The sequence below is a fragment of the Phenylobacterium sp. genome (assembly GCF_016793285.1).
Classification (GTDB): domain Bacteria; phylum Pseudomonadota; class Alphaproteobacteria; order Caulobacterales; family Caulobacteraceae; genus Phenylobacterium.
Map to the genome: position 1 here is coordinate 12,760 of NZ_JAEUMO010000145.1, position 21,635 is coordinate 34,394.

Genomic DNA, 21,635 nt, shown 5'->3' on the forward strand with positions numbered 1-21,635 from the left:
GCCATGCTTTTCGGAACGGCCGCTCTCGCAGCGGCCGTTTTCGTTTCGCCGGCCGCGGCGCAGGACCCGTCGAACTGGGCCGACCCGGTCAAGCCGTTCAAGATCGGCGAGGGGCTCTACTACGTCGGCTCGTCGGACCTGACCGCCTACCTCTTCGTCACCAGGGCCGGCCTTGTCGTGCTGGACGGCGGCGAGGCCAGGACCGGCCGCCAGGTGGTGGCCAACATCCGCGCCCTCGGCTTCGACCCGGCGCGGGTGAAGATCCTGCTGAACACCCACCAGCACTACGACCACGCCGCGGGCCTGGCCGAGATCCGGAAGGCCGCGCCCGACGCGAAGCTCTACGCCAGCGTCGCCGACGGACCGATCATCGCGGCGGGCGGCAAGGGCGACCCCTTCATCAAGGGGGCCGCCTACGAGTACGAGCCCGTGCCCGTCGCCCACACGCTGAAGGATGGCGAGAAGGTCACCCTCGGCGGATGGACGCTGACCGCCCACGTCACCGGCGGCCACACCGCCGGCTGCACCACCTGGACCTTCCCGGTGACCGTGGCCGGCAGGGTGCGGCAGGGCCTGGTCCACTGCTCGTCCAGCGTGCTGCCGGGCTACAGGCTCGGCAGGACAGAGACCTATCCGGGCATCACCGCCGCCTACGAGAAGAGCTTCGCCACCTGGAAGACCCTGCCCTGCGAGGTTTTCCTGGGCTCCCACGGCCGCTTCTTCGGCATGGCCGCCAAGCGCGCGAAACTCGACGCCGGCCAGGCGGACGCCTTCGTCGACCCGGGCGGCTGCAAAGCCTTCTACGCCCAGCAGGAAGCCACCTTCCGCGCCGAACTGAAGAAGCAGAACCCGTAGCGTTCCTCTCCGGTGTGTTCTATATTTGTTCGTCATCCTGCGACTTGTTCGCGGGACCCGAGAACGCGGGAGGCCGTGATGATCCGCGGCGGCGACGCTGCACGTCATCCCTGACCTCGGAGTTGATGGGTCCCGCGAACAAGTCGCGGGATGACGAGTGTAGGGAGAGCGGGATGAGCGCGGTCTGCATGATGGCCAGCCGCAAGCACGGCACGCTCTACATCGGTGTCACGAGCGACCTCCTGCTTCGCGTCTCGCAGCATCGCGAAGGCGCCCCCGACGGCTTCACGAAGCGCCTCGTCTGATTGGAGTGGCACGACGGGATCGAAGCCGCGATCCGCCGCGAGAAGCGGCTCAAGGAGTATCCGCGCCAGTGGAAGATCAACCTGATCGAGCGGGACAACCCTCACTGACTTGACCTCTACCCCGGCTTCTTCCGCACGGCCGGGCCGCTCTCGCGCCTCCAGCCGGCTGTGCCCGCCATGTGACGGCGGCCGGCGAACGCACCCCCGCCGCTTCGGCAGCCTTGCCCGCATCACGCGCGGCCCTTAACACCGCTCACATGTCAGACACGCCGCCGAGGGAGGCGACGCCGCCGCCCTGGGCCGCGTTGTCGCTCATCGGCATCATCTTCCTGAACATGCTGGGCTTCGGGATCATCGTCCCGTTGCTGCCCTTCTATGCCAAGTCGTTCGACGCGCCGCCCTGGCAGATCGCGCTGATCTTCTCGGCGTTCTCGGTCGGCACCTTCTTCGGCGAGCCCTACTGGGGCAGGCTGTCGGACAAATACGGGCGCAAGCCGCTCCTGGTGTTCACCATCCTCGCCAACGGACTCTGCTACCTGGCGCTGGCGTTCGCGCCGACCGCCTGGGCGGCCTTCTTCATCCGGCTGTTCGGGGGGCTGTTCAGCGGCAACGGCTCGATCATCCAGGGCTACATCGCCGACGTGACCCCGCCGGAACGGCGCACGCGTTCCATGAGCTGGATGAGCGCGGCCTGGAACGTGGGCCTGATCGTGGGGCCCTTCCTGGGCGGCGTCTTCGCCAAGCCCTCGCTGGGGCACGTGGGCTTCCAGTTGCCGCTCTTCATCTCCGCGAGCCTGTTCTGCGCCTCGTCGCTCGCCATCGCGCTCTTCATCCGCGAGAGCCGGCAGCGGGACGAGACCAACACCTTCCGGCCCAACCGCTGGGCCGCCACCGGCGAGGCGGCGCGCCATCCGGTGATCGGCCGCCTGATGCTGGTGACCTTCCTCGTGGGCTTCGCCTTCACCGGCATCGAATCGATCTTCGGCCTCTGGACCGAGGCCCGCTACGGCTGGGGCCCGCGCGAAATCGCCTACGCCTTCATGTTCGTGGGCGTCGCGTCGGCCTTCACCCAGCTCGCGCTCACGGGCCCGCTCTCCGAGCGCTTCGGCCAGGCGACCATGCTGGCCGTCGGCATGGCGATCACCGTCGTCTGCATCGGGCTGCAGCCGTTCTCGACCGGCGGGCCCATGACCATCGCGCTGATGAGCCTGTCGGCCATCGGCCAGTCGGTCGCCTGGCCCAACGTGTCGGCGCTGATCTCGGAGACCGCCGATCCGCACCGGCAAGGCCAGATCCTGGGTCTCAACAACGCCATGGGGGCGCTGGCCCGGGTGATCGGGCCGTTCTGCGCGGGCCTCACCTTCCCGCTGACCATCGACGCCCCGTTCATCCAGGGGGCCATCGTCGTGGTGCCGGCCATCTTCCTGGCCATCGGCGCCGGACGGAAGGCCCGCGCCTGGCGCGCCTCCGGACAGGTCCCGTGACGAGCCTGCTGCCGCCGGCCGAGGAGCGCCGCGCGCTCATCGTACTGCTGGCGGTCATCTACCTGATGATCGCCGGGTTCGGGCTGGTGATCCCGCTGCTGCCCTTCTTCGCCCAGGCGTTCGACGCGCCGGCGTGGCAGGTGACGCTGCTGTTCTCGGCCTTCTCGGTCGGCCAGCTCATCGGCGAGCCGTTCTGGGGCAAGCTGTCGGACCGCATCGGGCGCAAGCCGGTGCTGATCGTCACCATCGCCATGGTGGGCGTGACCTACGGCTTCTTCGCCTTCGCGCCCAACATCTGGGTCGCCTTCTTCCTGCGGTTCGTGAACGGCGTCTTCGCCGGCAACATCTCGACCCTGCAGGGCGCGCTGGCCGACATCACGCCGCCCGAGAAGCGCGCCGGGCGCATGGGGATCATGAGCGCGGCGTTCAGCGCCGGCTTCTCCACCGGCCCGGCCATCGGCGGCTTCCTGGCCCAGCCCGACAGGGGCGCGCTGGGTTTCCAACTGCCGCTGCTGGTGGCCGCGGGCTTCGCGCTCGCCTCGGCTCTGGCGGTGATCCTGCTGGTGCGCGAGCACCGGCCCGACGCGGCGGCGCCGAAGCGGTGAAGTCGGCGCGCATCCGTGAGGGTTTCGCCGATCCCATCATCAGCCGCGTGGTGGTGATCAGCTTCATCGTGGTCATCGGCTTCGCCGGCATCGAGGCCACCTATGGCCTCTGGACCGAGGCCCGCTTCGGCTGGGGACCTCGGCAGATCGGCCTGGCGTTCATGCTCGTGGGCCTGGCGGGGGCGTTCTTCCAGGGCGTGATGACCGGCCGCCTGGCGCGGCGCTTCGGCGAGGCGCGGGTGCTGGCCGCCGGACTGGTCTTCATGTTCGTCGGCATCTCGACCCAGGGACTCTCGCCCAACTGGCCGGTCGCCATGGTGGGCTTCCTGTTCGTCTGCTTCGGCCAGTCGATCTGCTTCCCGAACGTCTCGGCGCTGATCTCGCAGGCCGCGCCGCCCGACCGTCAGGGCGAGATGCTGGGCCTCAACACCAGCGGCATGGCGCTGGGCCGCGTCGCAGGACCGCTGGCGGCGGGCCAGGCCTTCTCGATGATCCAGCCCGGCGCGCCGTTCGCCATGTCGGCGTTCCTGATCGTACCGGCGCTGTGGTTCGCGTGGGCGATCGTGCGGCGGACACCGCGGCTGGCCTGAATCTCCCAGAACTGGCGTTGGCGAGGCCGGCGGGCCGTCGTCGCCTCAGGCCCTGTGCAGCCGCACCGGCAGGGTCTCGTAGCCCTTCACGAAGCTCGAGCGCACCCGCGTCGGTTCGCCCACGACCTCGACGAAGGAGAACCGCTTCAGGATCTCCTCCCAGACGATCTTGAGCTGCAGCTCGGCCAGGCGGTTGCCGACGCAGCGGTGGATGCCGAAGCCGAACGACAGGTGCTGGCGCGGCCGCGCGCGGTCGATGATGAAGGCGTCGGGGTCCTCGATCACCCGCTCGTCGCGGTTGCCCGAGACGTACCACATGATGACCTTGTCGCCCTTGGCGATGGGCTGGCCGGCGATCTCGGTGTCGACCAGGGCCGTGCGCCTCATGTGCGCCAGCGGCGTCTGCCAGCGGATGATCTCGGGCACCATGTCGGGGATCATCGCCGCTCCGCCGGCCCGCAGCTTGTCGTACTCGGCCGGGAACATGTTCAGCGCCACCACGCCGCCGGTCATCGAGTTCCGGGTCGTGTCGTTGCCGCCCACGATGAGCAGGGTCAGATTCCCGAGATACTCGTCCGGCGTCATGTTCCGGGTGTGCTCGCCATGGGCCATCATCGAGACCAGGTCACCGGCCGGCGGCCGCGCGATCCGCTCGTTCCAGAGCCGGGTGAAGTAGCCGAGGCACTCCATCAGTTCTGCCTGGCGCGCCTCCTCGGTCTCGACGATGCCGCCGGGCATCGGCAGCGCCGTCGCCACGTCGGACCACCGGGTCAGCTTGCGCCGCTCGTCGAACGGGAAATCGAACAGGGTCGCCAGCATCTGGGTCGTCAGTTCGATGGAGACACGGTCTACCCAGTTGAAGGTCTCGCCGACCGGGAGCTCGTCCAGGATGCGGCCGGCCCGCTCGCGGATGATCGGCTCGAAAAGCATCAGGTTCGCCGGCGCCACTGCCGGGCTCACGGTCTTGCGCTGTACGTCGTGCCGCGGCGGGTCCATGGCGATGAAGCTGGGCCGGCGCAGCTCGGTCCGCGCATCGCGGATGGTGATCCCGCCCAGCGCCGCCTCCGAAGAGAAGACCGCGTGGTTGGTGTCCACAGCCATGATGTCGTCGTAGCGGGTCACCGACCAGTAGGGGCCGAACTCGGAGTCCTTGCACCAGTGGACTGGCTTCTCCGCCCGCAGGCGCTCGAAATAGGGCCAGAAGCTGTTGGTCAGGAACAGGTCCGGATCGCCCGGGTTCAGGTCCTCCAGCGGCGTCGCATAGGCCCGCTCCCGCGCCTCGTCCGGGTAGAAGCTCACCGCACCGTCGGCCATGGTCGTTCCCTCGTCTTTCCCCGCAGAATGCCCGCAATTGCGCCGATTGGGCAAACGCCGTGACCCGGGAACGGGCCGGTCCCTCGCGAGGGGCGTTGACGCGGTGGCGGGAAAGCTGCGCAGTAGCGGACCTGCGCGGGTGGGCATGGCCTCAGATTCCGAACTCGTCATCGAGGCGCTCGGCCGCATCGCGGCCGACCCGGCCAGTTGGGACGCGCTGCTCGATCTCCTGCCCGACGAGGACGCCGGGACGACGACGTCCGGCGGCGGCGAAGCCGCAATCGCCTGGGCGCACTCCGCCGCCCTCGCGCAGCACCGCCGCGGCGAGGGCGATCCGCAGGCCGCCCCGCCCGAGGCGGGCTGGATCGTCCTCTCCGACCGGGACCGCGTCGTTTCGTTCAACTCGCAGGCCGCGGTGGCGTTCGAAACGCTGGGCGACCTCGAGCTGGACAGGCCGCTGGCCTGGACGCGCGAGGCCAACGCCGTGATCGTCTCGGCCGCGCTCCGCCGTGTGCGCGCCGGCGAGCGCCAGCTCATCGTGCGCCTCGAGACCGGCGGCGGACCCCGCTTCGCCTTCGCCGGCGCCGTCGGCAGTTTCCCCCTCGCCTCGGACGCCGAGGCCGCGGGGGCGCTGGCGGGCCTGGTCTTCCCCGCCGTCGACGAGAACTCGCGGCTCTGGGGCGTGGTCCGCGACAGCTTCGGGCTGACCGAGGCCGAGGTTCGGGTCGCGCGGCTCCTGCGTGACGGCCTCTCGATGCAGCAGATCGCCGAGCGGCTCGACGTCTCGGCCCGCACCGTGCGCAACCAGCTCCAGTCGGTCTTCGCCAAACTCGGCGTACAGCGCCAGAGCGACCTCGTGCGCGCGCTGACCGAACTGGCTGGCGTCAACCGGGCGATGGATTCGCCGGGCCTCGGCGCCGCGACGGCGGGAGCGTTCGCCGACGCTCCGCCGGTGCTGAGCGTGACCCTCGCGGACGGTCGGACCCTGGCCTACCGCGAATACGGCGCGTCCGCGGGCCGGCCGGTCCTGATCCTGCACGGGACGCCGGGATCCAGCCTCCTCCCGTCCGGCGCCGATGCCCGGGCCCGCGCGCTGGGCCTGCGCCTGATCGCCCCCGACCGGCCGGGATTCGGCCTCTCGTCGCCGGCGCCCGGCTACAGCTTCCCCGGCGTCGCTGCGGACATGGTCGCCCTCGCCGACGAACTGGGGCTGGAGCGGCTCGCCGTCGGCGGCGCCCACTCCGGCGCGGCCTTCGCCCTGCACGTCGCCGCCCGGCTCGGGGCGCGCGCGACGCTGGTCATGGCCTCGTCGGGGCGTGCGCCGGGCAGTCCCCCGCGCGACCGCAATCCCCTCGCCCGCATGCGCCGCAGGATGGAGGCCCAGCCCTGGATCGCCGAGGCGCTGTTCGGCATCGTGCGCCTGCGTCACACGCCGCAGTTGACCCGCCGCCTGCTGGGCAAGGCCGCCGCGCACTCGGCCGGCGACGCCGCCTTCCTGGCCGCGAGCCCGTGGGTGGTCGACTATGTCCACGCCTACGCCGCCGAAGCCCTGGCGCAGGGCAGCCGGGGCGCAGCGGCCGAGATGCAGGCGTTCCGCACGGCGCCCGCCGACGCGCCGGCGTTCGCCTGCCCGCTGATCCTCTGGTCGGGCGCGGAGGACGCGATCATCCCGGCGCGAAGCTTCGGCGACTACGTCGGCGCCCGGCCCGCCGAGGTCCGCGTCATCGAGGACATCGGCCACTTCATGCCGATGAAACACTGGTTCGAGATCCTTCAGCGCCTCGCGGCGCCTCCCCCGCCGCCGTAGTACGTTCGGCTCATGCGCGCCGCGGCCCCGCGGACCAGAGTTGCCGGGAAGGGGCGGAAACGCCCGCGGGGGTGAACCTAGATGTCTCGTATCCAGAACCTGGCCGTCGCGGGGGCGGCCCTGCTCGCGCTCGCCTCGACGCCGGCCCGGGCGGCCAGCCTGCTCGTCGACTCGGCGCACGGCGTGGCCATCGACTTCGATATCCTCGGCGAGGGCGAATACTACCGCTTCTGGTTCTTCGACCTGCAGTTCGCGATCGCCGGCCTCGACCCGGGCGAGGGCTATAGCGTCAGCCTCTATGACGCCAACGGCGACCTCTGGGCCCACGCGCCCGACTCCACGACCACGACCGATCTCTTCATCCCGCCGAGGACGCTGAACGGCATCGGCCCGGTCAGGGTGCGCGCCACGCTCACCGCCCTGGGGAGCAGCAGCTTCACGTTCGACGACACCTACGGCGTCGCCAACATCTTCGGCCAGATCAGCGAGCCCGACCTGCCGCGTCGGGTCGGCAACCGCGGTGTGAACGGGACGATCTCGGGCTTCGACCCCGCGCCGTCGATGGGCGTGCCGGAGCCGGCGGCATGGGCGACGTTGATCCTGGGCTTCGCGACCGCAGGCGCCGTGCTCCGCCGGCGGGCCGCGCGCGCGGCCTGATCGCCCTTCGCAACCGGTTGACGGGAGCGCCCGGCAGGCTCAGCGTTTTCGAAAGTCCGGCATGAAGACCGGCTGGAGGAACGCCATGAGCGACGCACTCGCGCCTGAGACCTGGACCGGCCCGTTCCGGGAGCCGCGCAACATGGCGGCCGAGGTGAAGGGCTCGATCCACGACGACGCCACCGCAACCAGGCTCGGCTTCCGCGGCGGCACGGTCGCGGGCTCCGTGCATATGGACCAGTTCGTCCCGCATCTGGTCGGACTCTACGGCGACGGCTGGTTCGAGACCGGCGGGCTATCGCTCTACTTCGTCCAGGCCACCGTCGACCGCGAGGAGGTGCAGGCGCGGGCAGATGGCGGTCAGCCGCACGCCCGCCTCGCGATGATCAACCGCGCCGGCGCTCTGATCTGCACCGGCACGGGATCCGGCGGACCCGACCCCGGGGCCGAACTCGTCGGCCGCATGGCCGGCCAGGCCGACGCCGACCGCAGCCGCCTGCGCATCCTGGCGCCCATCCGGGTCGGCGACGTCGGCGAGGCCCGGGTCGTGCTCGACCCCGAGCGCCTCAAAAAGCACCGGGAGATCATCACCGAGGACCTGCCTTGCTACGCCGACGGCGTCCTGCCGCCCTCGCAGGCGGTCGGACTCGCCCACCAGGCCCGCAGCGCCGCGGTCGGCAAGGCCGCCCAGCCGCACGTCGGCCTCTTCGGCGCGCTGGAGGTGCAGCACCTCGCCGGCCCCCTGAAGGCGGGAGTCGAGTACGTCGCCAGGACCCGGATCCTGAAGCTCACCGAGAGCCCGAAGACCGAGAACACCTGGCACGACGTGGTGTTCAGCGACGACGGCCGCGACATCGCCCGCGTGCTCTTCTACCTGCGCTTCCTGAAGGGCTCCTCGCCGCTCTGGGCCTGAGCCCGTCCGTTTCCGGCGTCGCGTTTCGCCAAGTCGGACGGCAAACGCCGCCACAGCATGATCTCCGGTTCAAGTTCCGGAGGTTTCCCCCAATGTCCCCGCTTTCCCGCCTGCTCGTCACGGCCGCCGTCGCCCTGACGATCGCCCCTGTCGCCCGCGCCGCCAGCGGCTCGGGTACGATCAGCTTCGAGTTCACCAGCTTCGAGGGGCCGTTCGCCTCGACCGAGACGGCCTTCCTCAACGATCCGGCCAACTGGCAGTTGACCGGCGCCGTCAACGGGCAGATCCCGACCGTCAACGGCGTCACTTCGGCGGCCTTCCCCGGATACGTCTATGTCGGCGGGACGCTGCCCCTGTCGGGCAACGCCGTCACCATGGGCTACACCAACGTCCCGGGCGCCATTCAGGGTCGCGTGGAGTTCAACCCGGCCGCAAGCTTCGACAACGTCGTCACCGGCCAGGAATTCCTGCTGGGCACGCTCGTCTTCAACAACGGCCAGTGGGTCGGCGGCGGTCAGAACCCGGCCGACAACTATCCGGTCACGCTCAACTTCCGCCTCACGACGACGTCGGCCACGCCCGAGTTCAACCAGGTGATGAGCGACGCCTTCACCGTCGTCACAAACCAGGCGGTCGGCGACTGCGGCGATCCCGGGACCCAGAAGGACGAGGCCGACTTCATCTACCTGCGCAGCGCGCCCGAGCTGGGCTCGATGCGGGTCTTCGACTTCGCCTGCGCGCCGAGCGGCGTCGGCAACGTCGGCGCCGTGGAGATCTGGGGCCGCTTCGGCTCGCTGCACTACGTCGACTTCCGCAACCCTTCGGGCGGGGCCTTCCTGAGCGGAAGCGTCGACGTGGGCCCGATCGGCGGCGGCGTGCCCGAGCCCGGGACCTGGTCGCTGGCGATCGCCGGATTCGGGCTGGCGGGCGCGGCGCTCCGGCGGCGCAGGTCGGGCGTCGCCCGAGGCGGGAGTCGGCCTATGCTGCGGGCGTGCAAGACCTTCGCAGCCGTATCCTGGGCCACCTCGCCCGCTTCGACCGCATCGCGCTGCCCGCCGAGGGGAAGCGCCTTGCGGCCGTCGCCATCGTGGTCGCGCCCACCGAAGCCGGGCCGGCCTTCCTGCTGACGCGCCGCGCGATGCACCTGCGTCGCAACGCCGGCAACTATGCTCTGCCCGGCGGCGGGCTCGATCCCGGAGAGGACGCCGTCGCCGCGGCCTGCCGCGAGACTCAGGAGGAGGTCGGCGTCGACCTGCCGCGCGAGGCGGCGCTGGGCTTGCTGGACGACTTCGCCACCCTGGGCGGCCACGTCGTCACGCCGGTCGTGCTCTGGAGCGCCGAGCCCGTGCATCCGGTCGCCAATCCCGACGAAGTCCACCTCGTCTGGCAGGTCCCGCTCAGCGACCTCGACCACCCCCGCGCCCCACGCCGCGAGAAGCATCCGAACGGCGGCCCGCCGATCCTGCGCATGTTCGCCCGCGGCGGCTGGGTGAACCCGCCCACCGCCGCCTTCCTCTGGCAGTTCCGCGAAGTCTGCCTCCACGGCCGCGCCGCCCGCACGGACCAGATCGGCCAGCCCATCTGGACAGCCAGGTAGGAACGCCTCGCCCCCCGCGGCGCGCGGGGCACGAGGTTGTCAGCGCACCGTCTCGTTGATCTGCGCTTTCGGGCGCGAGGCCGGCACCACGGGTATCTCGTCGTCGGCCAGGGGCTTCATCCAGCGCTTACGGGCCATGGCGGCTTCGATGTAGGGGGCGAGCGCCCTGGCCTTGGCGGCCTCGCGCTCGGCCACCTCGGCCTTGAACTCCGGCATCACCTCGGCGGCGAACAGCTCCAGCGCCTCACAGATGTGAGCGTGCTTGTTGCGGCCGGCCTGCTGCAGGAAGATCACCTGGTCGACACCCGCCGCCTGGAAGCCGCGGATGTGCTGGCGGATGTCGTCGGGCGTGCCGATGCCGTTGGCGTTGAACTCGGCGGCCCGGCGTGCGGCGATGATCTCGTCGTCGCTGGCCGCCCGGGCCTTCTGGAAGTCCTCGAACAGTTGCGAACGTCCGGGGAAGACATCGTGCGCCACCAGCGCGTTGACCGCATAGGAGAAGAACTCGAAGCCCTCCTGCCCGCGCCGGATCGCCTCGTCCCGGTCGCGATGCACCGAGAAGTTCGAGACCATCGCGAGTTGGGCGTTCACCGAATGCCCGATCGGCACGCACTCCTCGCTCCTGATGATGCCGTAGTAGATCTCGGACCAGGTCTCCGCCTCCTTCGGGTCGAGGAACGAGAAGGCCAGCGCCCCGATGCCGTTCCGGGCGGCGATCTTGATCGTGTCGCGGTTGGTGCAGGCCATCCACATCGGCGGATGCGGCTTCTGCATCGGCTTCGGCAGCACGTTGCGGCAGGGGAACGAGAAGCCGTTCCCCTCGTAGCCGGGGTAGGGCTCCATCACCATCATGTTGGCGATCTGCTCCGCCGCCTCCAGCGCCAGCGCCCGCTTCTCGCGTGCCGGAATGGCGAAGCCGCCCAGTTCCAGGCGTGTCGCCCCCTCGCCGATGCCGAAGTCGAGGCGGCCGCGGCTGACGATGTCCAGCGTCCCCAGCCCCTCGGCCGTGCGGGCCGGGTGGTTGTAGTGCGGGATCACCTGGCGGATGCCGTGACCGACACGGATGGTCTTCGTCAGCGCCGCGCAGGCGGCCAGGAAGACCTCGGGCGCCGAGGAGTGCGAATACTCCTCCAGGAAATGGTGCTCCACCTCCCAGGCGTAGTCGTAGCCGAGGCGGTCGGCGAGCACGACCTGCTCCAGGGCGTCGTGGAACAGCCTGGCCTCGTCGCCCTCGTTCCACGGCTTCGGCAGTTGGTGCTCGTAGAAGATTCCAAAGCGCATCGGAATTCCCTGGTCGCCCGGCTCTAGCGGCGGGCTGCGCCTCAGCTTCACGCAGAGTGGCCGCCATCGGCAAGCCCGCAGGTCGGGCAGACCCCCTTTCGGGGGAGGGCGTCCCGGCACGCCGCCGCTAACCTTGCGCCGTCCGGGGTGCCCGGCGTCTTTCACCGGGAGCTCCTGATGCGCGTCACCATCCTATCCGCAGCCCTTGCCGGCAGCCTGTTCCTCGGGGCCAGCACGCCTGCCTCCGCAGCCGGTGTCCTGGTCGCCTCAGGCGACGAGTGGCAGCTCTCGTCGTTTGCCTTCGAGGGTGACTACGCCGCCGGGACCAACGGCTTCGTCGCGGCGCTGGCGGCGACGTTCGGGGGCTCCAACTACCTCTTCCTCAACGGCAACCCGGGCTTGAGCGGCCAGCTCGGGGCCGCCGCTGCGCAGTTCGCACTCCACGGCAAGACCGTCAGCTACTCGGCCAGCTTCAACCTCGCCACGGCGCAGAACTACGACGCGGTCTTCCACTTCGGCCAGATCATCGACCACGCCGCCCTCATCGACTACGTGAACGGAGGCGGCGACGCCTATGTTTCGCTGGGATCCGGCCAATATGGATCGCCGGCCGGCGAGGCTGCGGCGTGGAACCCGACGCTGGCACAGTTCGGGCTGGTGGCCGGATCGACCTGGTTCACCGACGCCGGGTTCGTGAAGGCCACGGTCACTTCGGGTCCGGCTGGCGCAACATCGCTGCTCTGGGGCTTCGGCCAGTCGATCGACAAGCTGACGCCCAACGCCAGCAGCCAGTCATACATCCGCGGCAGCTTCGCGAACGGGCTCACAGACATCGGCCTGGTCGGCGCAAGCGCGCCACTGGCGGCCGGCGTACCTGAGCCGGGCGCCTGGACCCTGATGATCCTGGGCTTCGGGGCCGTCGGCGCGATGGTCCGGCGCTCGCGGCGAACGGCGGCCTGCTAGTCACAAGCTCCGTCGAGGACGCACACCGAAGGGGCAGGCGTCACTCGCGACGCCTGCAACCCTGCGGCCTGATCGGCGCCCGTGCATCGCGCTTCCGAGGGAGCGGCCGATCCGAGTCTACCGGCCGGCCCGTAGCCTCGCCTCTCGCTGCAGTCATGGCGGGAATTTACAATCCGGCGCCGAAAGGCCGGCGCACGATGCCGCATCGGGTCCTCCGGGGCACGACGCAGTCCGGGGCGGCGGATCCGCGCCCACCGCTCCGGACTCACCAACTTGGCCGCCCGCCCGACTCGGCGGCCTCATCCTCGGCCCATGGCCGTCCATCCCTATGCCGAACTCCTGAAGGACCGGACGCTGCGCGCGTTCTGGGCCGGGATCACGCTGTCGGCGGTGGGGAGCGAGCTGTACCGCGTCGGCGCGATCTGGATCGCCGCGACCCTGGCGGGGCCGAACGCGGCGCTACTGGTGACCGCGCAGTCGGCGGCGATCGTGGCGGTCAGCCTCTTCGCCGGACCGGCGGTCGAAGCCTGGCCGCGCCGCACTTTCCTGGTGGCCACCGAGGCCGTCTGTGCGCTGATCGCGGCGGGCGTCGTCGTGGCCGGACTCGGTTCGGGGCTGACCTTCCCGCTGCTGGTCGCGGCAGGTGTCGCGCTGGCGGCGATCCAGGCGATGGCGCGGCCGGTGTTCCTCTCGGGCCTGCCGAAGCTGGCGCCGGGCAAGGTGCGCGAGGTGAACGGCCTCTTCGATTCCAGCGTCCGCATCGCCCAGGCCGCCGGGCCGTTCCTCGCCGCCGCCCTGCTGAAGGTGATGCCTGCCATTCACCTCCTGACCGCCAACGCCCTCACCTTCATCGCCTCCGCCGCCGCCTGCTTCGCGGTGGGGAACAGGCTGGACGACGGCCGCGTCCCGCCGGGCCGCCAGCCGGTCCTGCGCCGCCTCGGCCGCGGGATCCGCGCCGCCAACGGCTGCCCGGGGGTCTGGAGCGTGCTGATCGCGACCGGCGTCCGCGGCGGCGCCTATGCGCTCGGCTACACGGTGGCCGTCCCGCTGCTGTTCGCCCAGCGCGGCGGGCTCCCGGACCTCGCGATCGTGATCGGCGTCGGCGCCACCGCCGAGATCGTGTCGACGCCGCTCCTCGTGCTCACCAACCCGGCCCGGCCGCTACGCCGCCTGTTCGCGGGCTACGTCATGATCGGCGCCAGCCTGGCCCTGCTGGGCGTCACCGCCCTCCTGGCGCCGGTCGAGTGGCGCGTGCCGGCCATGGCCGGGGCCGCCCTGCTGATCGGCGTCGGCAACAGCGTCGCCACCCTGCAGATCACGACCTTCCTCGCCACGCGCCTCGCCGGCGACGACTACGCCGCGCTGCTGCGCCTGCGCCTCGTCACGATCATCGGCTCGATGATGCTGGCGACCGCCGCGGGCCCGCTGGTCCTGTCCGCCCTCGGCCCCGCGGCCACGATCCTCGCCTGCGGGATCGCGGCGACCGCCTCGGCTCTCGCGGGCCTCGCGATCGCGCCGACGCGCCGCTACCGCCACGGCTTCGAAACCGCCTAGCCGCCGCCGCGGGAAGCTGGTTTCGTGGGCGCCACGGAGGTCCCGCCATGGACGACGCCAGTCACGATCTCGCCAACCGGACCGACATGTCGGCCTTCTGGATGCCCTTCACGGCGAACCGCCAGTTCAAGGCCGCGCCGCGCATGGTCGTCTCGGCCAGCGGCATGTACTACCGCAGCGACGACGGCCGCGAGATCCTGGACGGCACGGCCGGCCTCTGGTGCGTCAACGCCGGCCACGGCCGGCCCGAGATCGCCGCGGCGGTGAACCACCAGCTCATGAGCCTGGACTATGCGTCCTCGTTCAACGCCGGCCACCCGCTGGCCTTCGACTTCGCCAGCCGCCTGGCGAAGGTCGCGCCGCCGGGCCTCGACCGCGTGTTCTTCGTCAACTCGGGCTCGGAAGCCGCCGACACGGCGCTGAAGATGGCCATCGCCTACCACCGCGCCCGCGGCGAGGGGCAGCGGATCCGGCTGGTCGGGCGCGAGCGCGGCTACCATGGCGTGGGCTTCGGCGGCATCTCCGTCGGCGGCCTGGTCAACAACCGCCGCGTCTACCCGCTGCTGGCCTCGGACCACCTGCGCCACACCCACGATCCGGCCCGCAACGCCTTCTCCCGCGGTCTGCCCGACCACGGCGCGGAATGGGCCGACGAGCTCGAACAACTGGTGGCGCTGCACGGCGCCGAGACCATCGCGGCGGTGATGGTCGAGCCGGTGGCCGGCGCGGGCGGCGTGCTGCCGCCGCCCAAGGGCTACCTCGAACGCTTGCGCGCCATCTGCGACAGGCACGGCATCCTGCTGATCTTCGACGAGGTGATCACCGGCTTCGGACGCACCGGCTCGGCCTTCGCCTCGACGCGGTTCGGGGTGACGCCGGACATCATGACCACGGCCAAGGGCATCACCAACGCCTCGATCCCCTGCGGCGCCGTCTTCGCCAGCCGCAGTGTCCACGACACCGTCATCGCGGGCGGGGCCGAGGGCGCGGTGGAATTCTTCCACGGCTACACCTACTCGGGCCACCCGGTGGCGATGGCCGCGGGCCTTGCGACACTCGGCATCTATGAGCGTGAAGGCCTATTCGCCCACGCCGCGGCCATGTCGCCGGTCTGGGAGGACGCGCTTCATGGCCTGCGCGACATTCCCGTCATCACCGACATCCGCAACCTCGGCCTGATGGGCGCGATCGACCTGGCGCCCCGCCCCGGCGCGCCCGGCGCGCGCGGCTACGAGGCGATGGTGAAGTGCTTCGAGCAGGGCCTGACCGTGCGCATGGCGGGCGACTTCGTGGCGCTGTCGCCGCCGCTGATCATCAACCCAGCGCAGATCGGCCAGATCGCCGACACCCTGCGCCGCGTCATCGCATCTCTGGATTGACCATCCGGGCCAGCCGATCGACCAGCGGGTGAACCGGCACGGCCCGGCCGTCCAGCCGCGCCACGCGCCGCACGCCGGTCAGGCTGTTGGTCAGGAACACCGGCGCGTCCTCCAGCACGACCGGCCGCGCGCCGCGCACGATCCGCACCTTCACCCCCGACCGCCGCGCGGCCCTGAGCACCTCGGCGCGCATAATGCCTTCCAGCACGCCGGCCTCGGGCGCGGGCGTGTAGAGCACCCCCTCGACGATCCAGAAGACGTTGGCGGCCGCCGCGCAGGCGATCTTGCCGCGGCTGTTCAGCATCAGCGCCTCGTCCGCGCCGGCCTTCTTCGCCTCGCCGCGGGCGATGACGTTGTCGAGGCAGCTCAGCGTCTTCAGCCGCGAGGCCGGTGAGCGGTCGTTGCGCCGCGTCACCGCGGTCACCATCGTCGCCGGGCCCGCCGTCGGGCCCAGCTTCGCCGCGCTCGCGCTCAGCACCGGCTCGAACCGCGCGGGCGGGTCTAGGCCGCTGTCACCGGCGCCGGCGCTCCAGTTCAGCCGCACGGCGGCGCGGTGGGGACGGTCGGCGAGTTCGAGCGCCTCCTCCACCACGTTGCGGCAGGCCACCCGGTCCGGGGCCGGCAGGCCCAGCACCTTGCAGCCGCGCGCCAGGCGGTCGAGGTGGGTGTCCCAGTGGCCGGGATGGTGGTCGTTCCAGAGGATCGTCTCGAAGAGCCCGTGGCCCAGCGCGAAGCCGCGGTCGTCGGGCGCGATCGGCTTCACGCCGCCGCCCCCGCTTCGCCCCAGAAGCCGCGCTGCGGCGGATAGAGCACGCCGCGCTCGATCCGGCAGCCTCCGGCGCGGTCTTCCTCCAGCCACCAGGGCCCGTCCAGGTCGACCGCATCGGCCAGGGCGCCGACCCACATGGCGGGCGCGATCGAAAGCGAGCTCGACACCATGCAGCCGGCCAGCACGCCCAGGCCCAGGTCGCGCGCCTGCTGCACCATCCCGAGCGCGGCGGTCAGCCCGCCGGCCTTGTCCAGCTTGACGTTGACGCTCTGGTAGCGCCCGAGCAACCGGCCCACGTCGCCCGCCACATGGGCGGATTCGTCGGCGCAGATCGGCGCCGGGTACTTCAGGCCCTTCAGCGCCATGTCGTCGTCGGCCGGCAACGGCTGTTCCACCAGGATCACATGCAGCCGCTCCACCACATCGGCCATCAGGTCCAGGGTGGCGACGGTCCACCCCTCGTTGGGATCGACGATCAGCCGCGCCTCTGGCGCCGCGTCCGCCACCGCCAGCAGCCGCTCGCGCGGGCCCACGTCGTCCAGCTTCACCTTCAGCAGCGGCGCGTCGGCGACGGCCGCAGCGGCGGCTTGCATCGCTTCGGGCGTATCGAGGCTGATCGTGACGGCCGTCGCCATCCGGCCGGGCCGGGGCCGCTGCAGCCGGTCCGCCACCGAGCGCCCGTCGCGCCGCGCCGTCAGGTCCCAGAGCGCGCAGTCGAGCGCGTTCCTCGCCGCCCCCGCCGACATCGCGGCCATCACGTCGGCCGCGGTCCGGCCGTCCGCGAGCGCCTGCGCCGCCAGCGCCAACTCGGCCTGCACCGACGAGGTCGTCTCGCCGTAGCGGGGATAGGGCGCGCATTCGCCGCGGCCCACGGCGCCGTCGCCGTCGCGCAGCTCGACGGTCACCACCTCGGCGTGGGTCTTCACCCCGCGCGAGATGCGGAAGGGCGCCGAAAGCGCGAGGCGTTCAGCCCGGATGTTCAGATCGAGGCTCACCTTGACCGTTGTCCCGCAAACCGCGCGCCGCGTCGACTGTCTGTGAGTTGCGCGCCTACCCCTTGTCGAACTTGTCCTTCCGGCGGCGGCCGAACAGCATCTGGCTCTCCAGCCGGCCGCGCAGGCCCGCGTAGTAGGCGTTCAGGAACGTGCGGTCGGCGATGTCGGCGGGACCGTCCCAGCCGATCTTGGTGCGGATGCGCGCCGCCACCTCGGCCATCGCCTTGCGGTCGCCGACACGGATCACGTCCTCCAGGACGTGCAGTTCCTTGATGCCGTAGGCGTCGAGCTGGGCCGGGGCGAAGACGACGCCGCGGCTGGCGCTGCGCTCGGTGTCGGCGAGGTCGACCTGCAGCAGCTTCCTTGGCGCCTTCACGACCATGGTGCCGGCGGCCAGGTCGCCCAGGCGCCGCCGGTCGCGGTTGAACAGCGGGAAGATCACGAACACGCCGCTCCAGATCGCCCCCAGACCGATCAGCGCCGCATCCACGCCCTCGCCCTGCGAGAACAGGAAGGCCAGCGGCAGGAACACCTCCACCTCGCGCATGGCGTTGCGAGCGAAGACAGCGTCCGAGGTCAGCGGCCCGCCGTCGGCGGCGATCACGCGCAGGCCCATGGCCCGCTTGCCCGGCGTCGCCCCGCCCGGGCGCGCCTCGAAGAGGAAGAAGTAGAAGTTGCGGCCAACGAAGGTGACCAGCAGCCAGAGCACGCCCAGCGCCTCGTTCAGCCACGCCGCCTTGGTGGCGGCGTAGACGCCGAAGACGACCAGGCTGAACACCGCCATCGACCCGAACAGGATCAGGAAGTCGAGCAGCAGCGCCACGAAGCGCTCGGTGTAGGCGCCCACCTTCAGCCGCAGGTCGACGCCCTCGGGGGTGACGAACTCTCGCCAGCCCTTGTCGGGCTCGGCCGCGCGCCTGGGCGCCGACGCCCTGCGCCGCGCGAGATCCTGGACGCTCACGGCGCGCGCCTCCGCGGCCAGTAGAAGTAGCCGAGCCAGCCGGTCAGCAGGGCCGCGCCGATGGCGTAGCGGGCGAGGTCCACGGTCACGAGCTGGCGCGCAAAGCCCTCGAGCAGGCCGGCCACGAACAGCATCACCACCACGCCCGCCATCACTGTCGCGGCCCGCCGGCCGGCCTCGGCCGCCGCGTCGACACGGCTGCGCTCGCCAGGGAAGGTCACCGCCCAGCCGATCGAGAAGCCGGCGGCGCCCGCCAGGATGATCGCGAACACCTCCGTCGAGCCGTGGACGAAGAGCCAGCCGGTCGACTCGTAGGCCAGGCCCCGCATCGCAAAGAGCGCGATGAAGGCCCCCATCATCCCGCCGTTCAGCACCATCAGCGCCGCCGTCGGCAGGCAGAGGGCGAAGCCCAGCGCAAACGCGAAGAGTGCGATCTGGGCATTGTGGGTGAAGAGGAACGCCGAGAGCCCGGACAGCCCCTGGACCACGTCGGGCTGGCTGTAGAGCGTGTCGCGGAGGGACGCGGTCGTCGCCATCGGGTCGCGGCCGTTCGCGAGTTCCGGATCGACGAAACTGTAGAACCAGTCGGCGTCGCGCCGCACCAGGATGTAGGCCGTCACGACCGAGGCCACGGTCAGCAGGAACGACACCGCCGTCTCGCGCCACAGGGCCTGCACCGCCGCCGGCCAGTCCCGCACAAAGAACCGCGCCACCCGCTCGCCCCAGCGCGAGCGCTGGCCGTAGACGAAGAAATATCCGCGCGTGCAGAGGCTCTCGAGATAGTCCGTCAGGCTCTGGTCGAGCGAGATCGAGCGCGCCACCGAGAGCGACGACAGCGCCTGGCGGTAGAGCAGCGGGATCTCCAGCAGGTCGTCGCGCTTCAGGCCCGCGGCGCCCACCTTCTCGGCCCTGGTCAGCAGGGCGTCCAGCTTGCGCCAGTCGCCTTCGCGCTCGGCCCGGAACCGGGCGCTCTTCAGCATCAGCTCGGCCATCAGACGAGCCCCCGCCGCTTCACGTCGAGGTAGCCGTTGAGCAGCGCCGTCCCGAGGCTCTCGGCCGGCGCATCGACGATCTGCGCGCCCATCCGCTTGAGCCGCGCGGACACCGCCTCGCGCTGTCGTAGCATCCGCTCGGCGATCACGGCGCGGGAGACGTCGTCGGCGGTCTGCGGCTCGCGGTCGACAAGGCTCTCCAGCTCCTCGTCGCGGAACACGACGAACAGCACCAGGTGCGTGCGCATCAGCCGCGCCACGTTCTCGATCATCAGTTCGGCCGAGGTCGCGTCGGCGAAGTCGGTGAAGACCACGACCACCGCCCGCCGGTCCAGACGCCCCGACAGCGCCGTCAGCCCCAGGGTGAAGTTGGTCTCCTCGGGGGAATAGTCGATGGACGCCGCCAGCTTCTGCAGCAGCGGGAACGCCTGCGACCCGGCCGCCAGCCCGCTGGCCAGCCGCGGCCGCGCGTCGAACGCGAACAGGCCCACCCGGTCGCCCAGCCTGAGCGACACGAACGCCAGCAGCAGCGCCGCGTTGATCGCCCGGTCCAGCTTCGGCAACCCCGCCGCCGGCGCGCTCATCAGCCGCCCGGTGTCGATCGCCAGCAGGACATGATGGTTCCGCTCGGTCCGGTACTCGCGGCCGATCAGCTTGCCGTGGCGGGCCGACTGCTTCCAGTCGATGTCGCCCAGGTCCATGCCGGTCTGGAATTCCTTCAGCGCGTGGAAGTCCGAGCCCTCGCCGCGGTCCAGCAGCGGCTTCGCCCCCAGCGGCGCGTCGCGGGCGAAGAGGCGCAGCGCCTCCTCCTTCACCGCCGCCACGTCGGGCGTCACCGCCAGCACCGGCGCCTCCGGCGCCTGGCGCTGCAGCCAGACCAGCCCGAGGGGGCCGCGCCAGCGCGCCCACACGCCCTCGATCCGCCCCTCGCCGCGGCGCAGGGGCGAGAGCGTCACCGCCGCCTCGGCCGCCCCGCCCTCGGTCCGCGCGATCAGCCGCCCGGGCTCGGCGGCGAGCCGCTCGTTGACGCCCACCGCCAGCTCCACCTGCAATGGCGCCCGTCCCTCGAACCGCGCCGAGATCCGCGCCGTCTCGGGCCGGCCGATCCCCATGACGCGCGGCGCCGCGGCCTCGATCGTCACGCTGCGCGGCGGCGCGGCCAGCGCGAGATCCGCCAGCATCAGCCCCACCGCCAGCACGATCCACGCCGCCGCCGCGGTCCACAGTCCGGGCGCGGCGACGGCCACCGCGAGCGCCGGCGCGGCGCCCACGGCCATCAGCGCGATCGCCCGGCGTGTGGGGTAGACCCTCATGTCAGCGCGGGGCAGCCGCCACGTCGACCAGCGCCTGCAGGATCTGGTCGGGCCGCCGCCCGTCGATCTCCGCCGCCGGAGACAGGATCACCCGGTGCCGCAGGGCCGGCAGCGCCAGGGCCTTCACGTCGTCCGGGATGACGTAGTCGCGCCCGTCCAGCGCCGCGCGCGACCGCGCCGCCAGCGCCAGTTGCGCCGCCGCCCGCGGGCTGGCCCCGCTGGCCAGGTCCGGCGTCTCCCGCGTCGAACGCACGAGGTCCAGCACATAGCCCACGATGTCGTCGGTCAGCCGCACGCCCGCCACGGCGGCATGCGCCTGGGTCAGCAGCTCGGCGGTCACCACCCGGGACACGCCGCGCGCGGCGGGGTCGGCGTGGCCGCTCTGCATGCCGTATTCGGCGACGATCTTCCGCTCCTCCTCGTAGGTCGGATAGCCCAGCGTCTGCTTGAACAGGAACCGGTCGAGCTGCGCCTCCGGCAGCGGATAGGTGCCCTGCTGCTCCAGCGGGTTCTGTGTCGCCACCACCATGAAGTGCTCCGAGAGCTGGCGCGCCTTGCCGTCGATGGTGACCCGGCGCTCCTGCATCGCCTCCAGCAGCGCGGCCTGCGTCTTCGGCGGCGTGCGGTTGATCTCGTCCGCCAGCAGCAGCTCGCAGAACAGCGGCCCCTCGGTCAGCGAGAAGGTCGAGGTCTGGAAGTTGAAGACGTTGGACCCGATGATGTCGGCGGGCATCAGGTCGGGCGTGAACTGGATGCGCCCGAAATCCAGCCCCAGGGTGCGCGCGAAGCACTGCGCCAGATAGGTCTTCGCCACGCCGGGCGGCCCCTCCAGCAGCACGTGGCCGCGGGCGAACAGCGCCGTCAGCAGCAAGTCGACGGTGTCGCCCTGCCCCACGATGGCCTTGCCGACCTCGTTCCGGACTCCGGCGGCCAGCGCTTTCACCTCAGCGACGTTCACGCGTCATCTCCCCTCGCCACTCGTAGATCCTGCGCGCGAACGACAGGAGGTCGTCGCGCGTCTTCGTCCCTTCGGCCTCGGCGGCCAGTTCGGACGGCGGAGCCACCCCGCGCCGCGCCGCCAGGTCGTCCAGCCAGCGCACCTCGTGGGCGTGGCCGCCGGCCGCCCGCGCCACCAGCGCACGCATCAGCGCGGCGTAGGCGGGCGCCAGCTCGTGTTCCTTGCGCGCCGTGCGCACCAGCTCGGCCGAATTGTCCACCAGCGCGCGTGCGCCCAGCGCGATCGCTCGCCCCTTGCGCCGCGGCTGGCCGAACCGCGCCAGCGCGTGCAGGCCCATCAGCAC

21 protein-coding genes and 1 pseudogene are annotated in these 21,635 nt (G+C 71.4%); 13 read left to right on the forward strand and 9 right to left on the reverse strand.

The window, feature by feature from the left end; genetic code table 11:
* Positions 1-3: 3 nt before the first annotated feature.
* From bla to JNL41_RS13585, 5 genes are all read left to right on the forward strand, one after another.
* On the forward strand, positions 4-855 hold the full coding sequence (gene bla, locus JNL41_RS13565; RefSeq protein WP_293475753.1) for a subclass B3 metallo-beta-lactamase: 852 nt from the start codon (positions 4-6) through the stop codon (positions 853-855).
* A gap of 173 nt (positions 856-1,028) precedes the next feature.
* The gene (locus JNL41_RS22575) at positions 1,029-1,160 is read left to right on the forward strand and encodes a GIY-YIG nuclease family protein (RefSeq protein WP_365698271.1); all 132 of its coding nucleotides are present in this window, start codon (positions 1,029-1,031) and stop codon (positions 1,158-1,160) included.
* 257 nt (positions 1,161-1,417) lie between these two features.
* Positions 1,418-2,644, forward strand: a complete 1,227-nt coding sequence (locus tag JNL41_RS13575) for an MFS transporter (protein ID WP_293475755.1) — start codon at positions 1,418-1,420, stop codon at positions 2,642-2,644.
* Positions 2,641-3,249, forward strand: coding sequence for an MFS transporter (locus tag JNL41_RS13580; protein ID WP_293475757.1), 609 nt, complete (start codon positions 2,641-2,643; stop codon positions 3,247-3,249). Before JNL41_RS13575 ends, JNL41_RS13580 begins: the two co-directional genes overlap by 4 nt.
* Entirely contained in the window at positions 3,246-3,839 is a 594-nt protein-coding gene (locus JNL41_RS13585; RefSeq protein ID WP_293475759.1) for an MFS transporter, read from the forward strand. Before JNL41_RS13580 ends, JNL41_RS13585 begins: the two co-directional genes overlap by 4 nt.
* 45 nt (positions 3,840-3,884) lie before the next feature.
* On the opposite strand, the gene JNL41_RS13590 is transcribed toward JNL41_RS13585, so the two are convergent.
* Complete coding sequence (locus tag JNL41_RS13590) at positions 3,885-5,153, reverse strand: cytochrome P450 (protein ID WP_293475760.1); 1,269 nt, start codon at positions 5,151-5,153, stop codon at positions 3,885-3,887.
* 145 nt (positions 5,154-5,298) lie between these two features.
* On the opposite strand from JNL41_RS13590, the gene JNL41_RS13595 reads away from it, so the two are divergent.
* From JNL41_RS13595 to JNL41_RS13615, 5 genes are all read left to right on the forward strand, one after another.
* Positions 5,299-6,960 carry an alpha/beta fold hydrolase gene (locus tag JNL41_RS13595; RefSeq protein WP_293475762.1) on the forward strand — a complete coding sequence of 554 codons (1,662 nt, stop codon included), beginning with the start codon at positions 5,299-5,301 and terminating at the stop codon, positions 6,958-6,960.
* Between the two features lie 81 nt (positions 6,961-7,041).
* Positions 7,042-7,617 (forward strand): PEPxxWA-CTERM sorting domain-containing protein, encoded by a 576-nt coding sequence (locus JNL41_RS13600; RefSeq protein WP_293475764.1) that lies wholly within the window; start codon positions 7,042-7,044, stop codon positions 7,615-7,617.
* An 85-nt stretch (positions 7,618-7,702) separates the two neighbouring features.
* Positions 7,703-8,530 (forward strand): hypothetical protein, encoded by an 828-nt coding sequence (locus JNL41_RS13605; RefSeq protein ID WP_293475766.1) that lies wholly within the window; start codon positions 7,703-7,705, stop codon positions 8,528-8,530.
* Between the two features lie 92 nt (positions 8,531-8,622).
* Positions 8,623-9,657 carry a PEPxxWA-CTERM sorting domain-containing protein gene (locus tag JNL41_RS13610; protein WP_293475768.1) on the forward strand — a complete coding sequence of 345 codons (1,035 nt, stop codon included), beginning with the start codon at positions 8,623-8,625 and terminating at the stop codon, positions 9,655-9,657.
* Positions 9,618-10,127 carry a CoA pyrophosphatase gene (locus tag JNL41_RS13615; RefSeq protein WP_293475770.1) on the forward strand — a complete coding sequence of 170 codons (510 nt, stop codon included), beginning with the start codon at positions 9,618-9,620 and terminating at the stop codon, positions 10,125-10,127. The genes JNL41_RS13610 and JNL41_RS13615 overlap by 40 nt, the downstream gene beginning before the upstream one ends.
* Positions 10,128-10,166: 39 nt before the next feature.
* Here the strand turns inward: JNL41_RS13615 and JNL41_RS13620 are convergent, their stop codons facing one another.
* On the reverse strand, positions 10,167-11,408 hold the full coding sequence (locus JNL41_RS13620) for an LLM class flavin-dependent oxidoreductase (RefSeq protein WP_293475772.1): 1,242 nt from the start codon (positions 11,406-11,408) through the stop codon (positions 10,167-10,169).
* Positions 11,409-11,585: 177 nt separating this feature from the next.
* Here JNL41_RS13620 and JNL41_RS13625 point away from each other — a divergent pair, with 177 nt between their 5' ends.
* From JNL41_RS13625 to JNL41_RS13635, 3 genes are all read left to right on the forward strand, one after another.
* Positions 11,586-12,371, forward strand: a complete 786-nt coding sequence (locus JNL41_RS13625) for a PEPxxWA-CTERM sorting domain-containing protein (RefSeq protein ID WP_293475774.1) — start codon at positions 11,586-11,588, stop codon at positions 12,369-12,371.
* A 312-nt stretch (positions 12,372-12,683) separates the two neighbouring features.
* On the forward strand, positions 12,684-13,925 hold the full coding sequence (locus JNL41_RS13630; protein ID WP_293475775.1) for an MFS transporter: 1,242 nt from the start codon (positions 12,684-12,686) through the stop codon (positions 13,923-13,925).
* A gap of 47 nt (positions 13,926-13,972) precedes the next feature.
* Positions 13,973-15,304: an aspartate aminotransferase family protein gene (locus JNL41_RS13635; protein ID WP_293475777.1), complete on the forward strand. Its 1,332-nt coding sequence runs from the start codon at positions 13,973-13,975 to the stop codon at positions 15,302-15,304.
* On the opposite strand, the gene JNL41_RS13640 is transcribed toward JNL41_RS13635, so the two are convergent.
* The 7 genes and pseudogenes from JNL41_RS13640 to JNL41_RS13670 all read right to left on the reverse strand — a co-directional run.
* On the reverse strand, positions 15,285-16,067 hold the full coding sequence (locus tag JNL41_RS13640) for an aminotransferase class IV (protein ID WP_293475779.1): 783 nt from the start codon (positions 16,065-16,067) through the stop codon (positions 15,285-15,287). The genes JNL41_RS13635 and JNL41_RS13640 overlap by 20 nt on opposite strands.
* Complete coding sequence (gene dgcA / locus JNL41_RS13645; protein ID WP_293475781.1) at positions 16,064-17,068, reverse strand: N-acetyl-D-Glu racemase DgcA; 1,005 nt, start codon at positions 17,066-17,068, stop codon at positions 16,064-16,066. Before dgcA ends, JNL41_RS13640 begins: the two co-directional genes overlap by 4 nt.
* Positions 17,069-17,123: 55 nt before the next feature.
* Entirely contained in the window at positions 17,124-18,029 is a 906-nt protein-coding gene (locus JNL41_RS13650; RefSeq protein WP_293475783.1) for an RDD family protein, read from the reverse strand.
* Complete coding sequence (locus tag JNL41_RS13655) at positions 18,026-19,021, reverse strand: stage II sporulation protein M (protein WP_293475785.1); 996 nt, start codon at positions 19,019-19,021, stop codon at positions 18,026-18,028. Before JNL41_RS13655 ends, JNL41_RS13650 begins: the two co-directional genes overlap by 4 nt.
* Positions 19,021-20,334, reverse strand: coding sequence for a DUF58 domain-containing protein (locus JNL41_RS13660; RefSeq protein ID WP_293475787.1), 1,314 nt, complete (start codon positions 20,332-20,334; stop codon positions 19,021-19,023). Before JNL41_RS13660 ends, JNL41_RS13655 begins: the two co-directional genes overlap by 1 nt.
* Before the next feature lies 1 nt (position 20,335).
* Positions 20,336-21,292: a MoxR family ATPase gene (locus tag JNL41_RS13665; RefSeq protein WP_293475789.1), complete on the reverse strand. Its 957-nt coding sequence runs from the start codon at positions 21,290-21,292 to the stop codon at positions 20,336-20,338.
* A pseudogene (locus JNL41_RS13670) lies at positions 21,279-21,635 on the reverse strand (hypothetical protein); the annotation flags it as partial. The pseudogene JNL41_RS13670 and the gene JNL41_RS13665, both read right to left, overlap by 14 nt.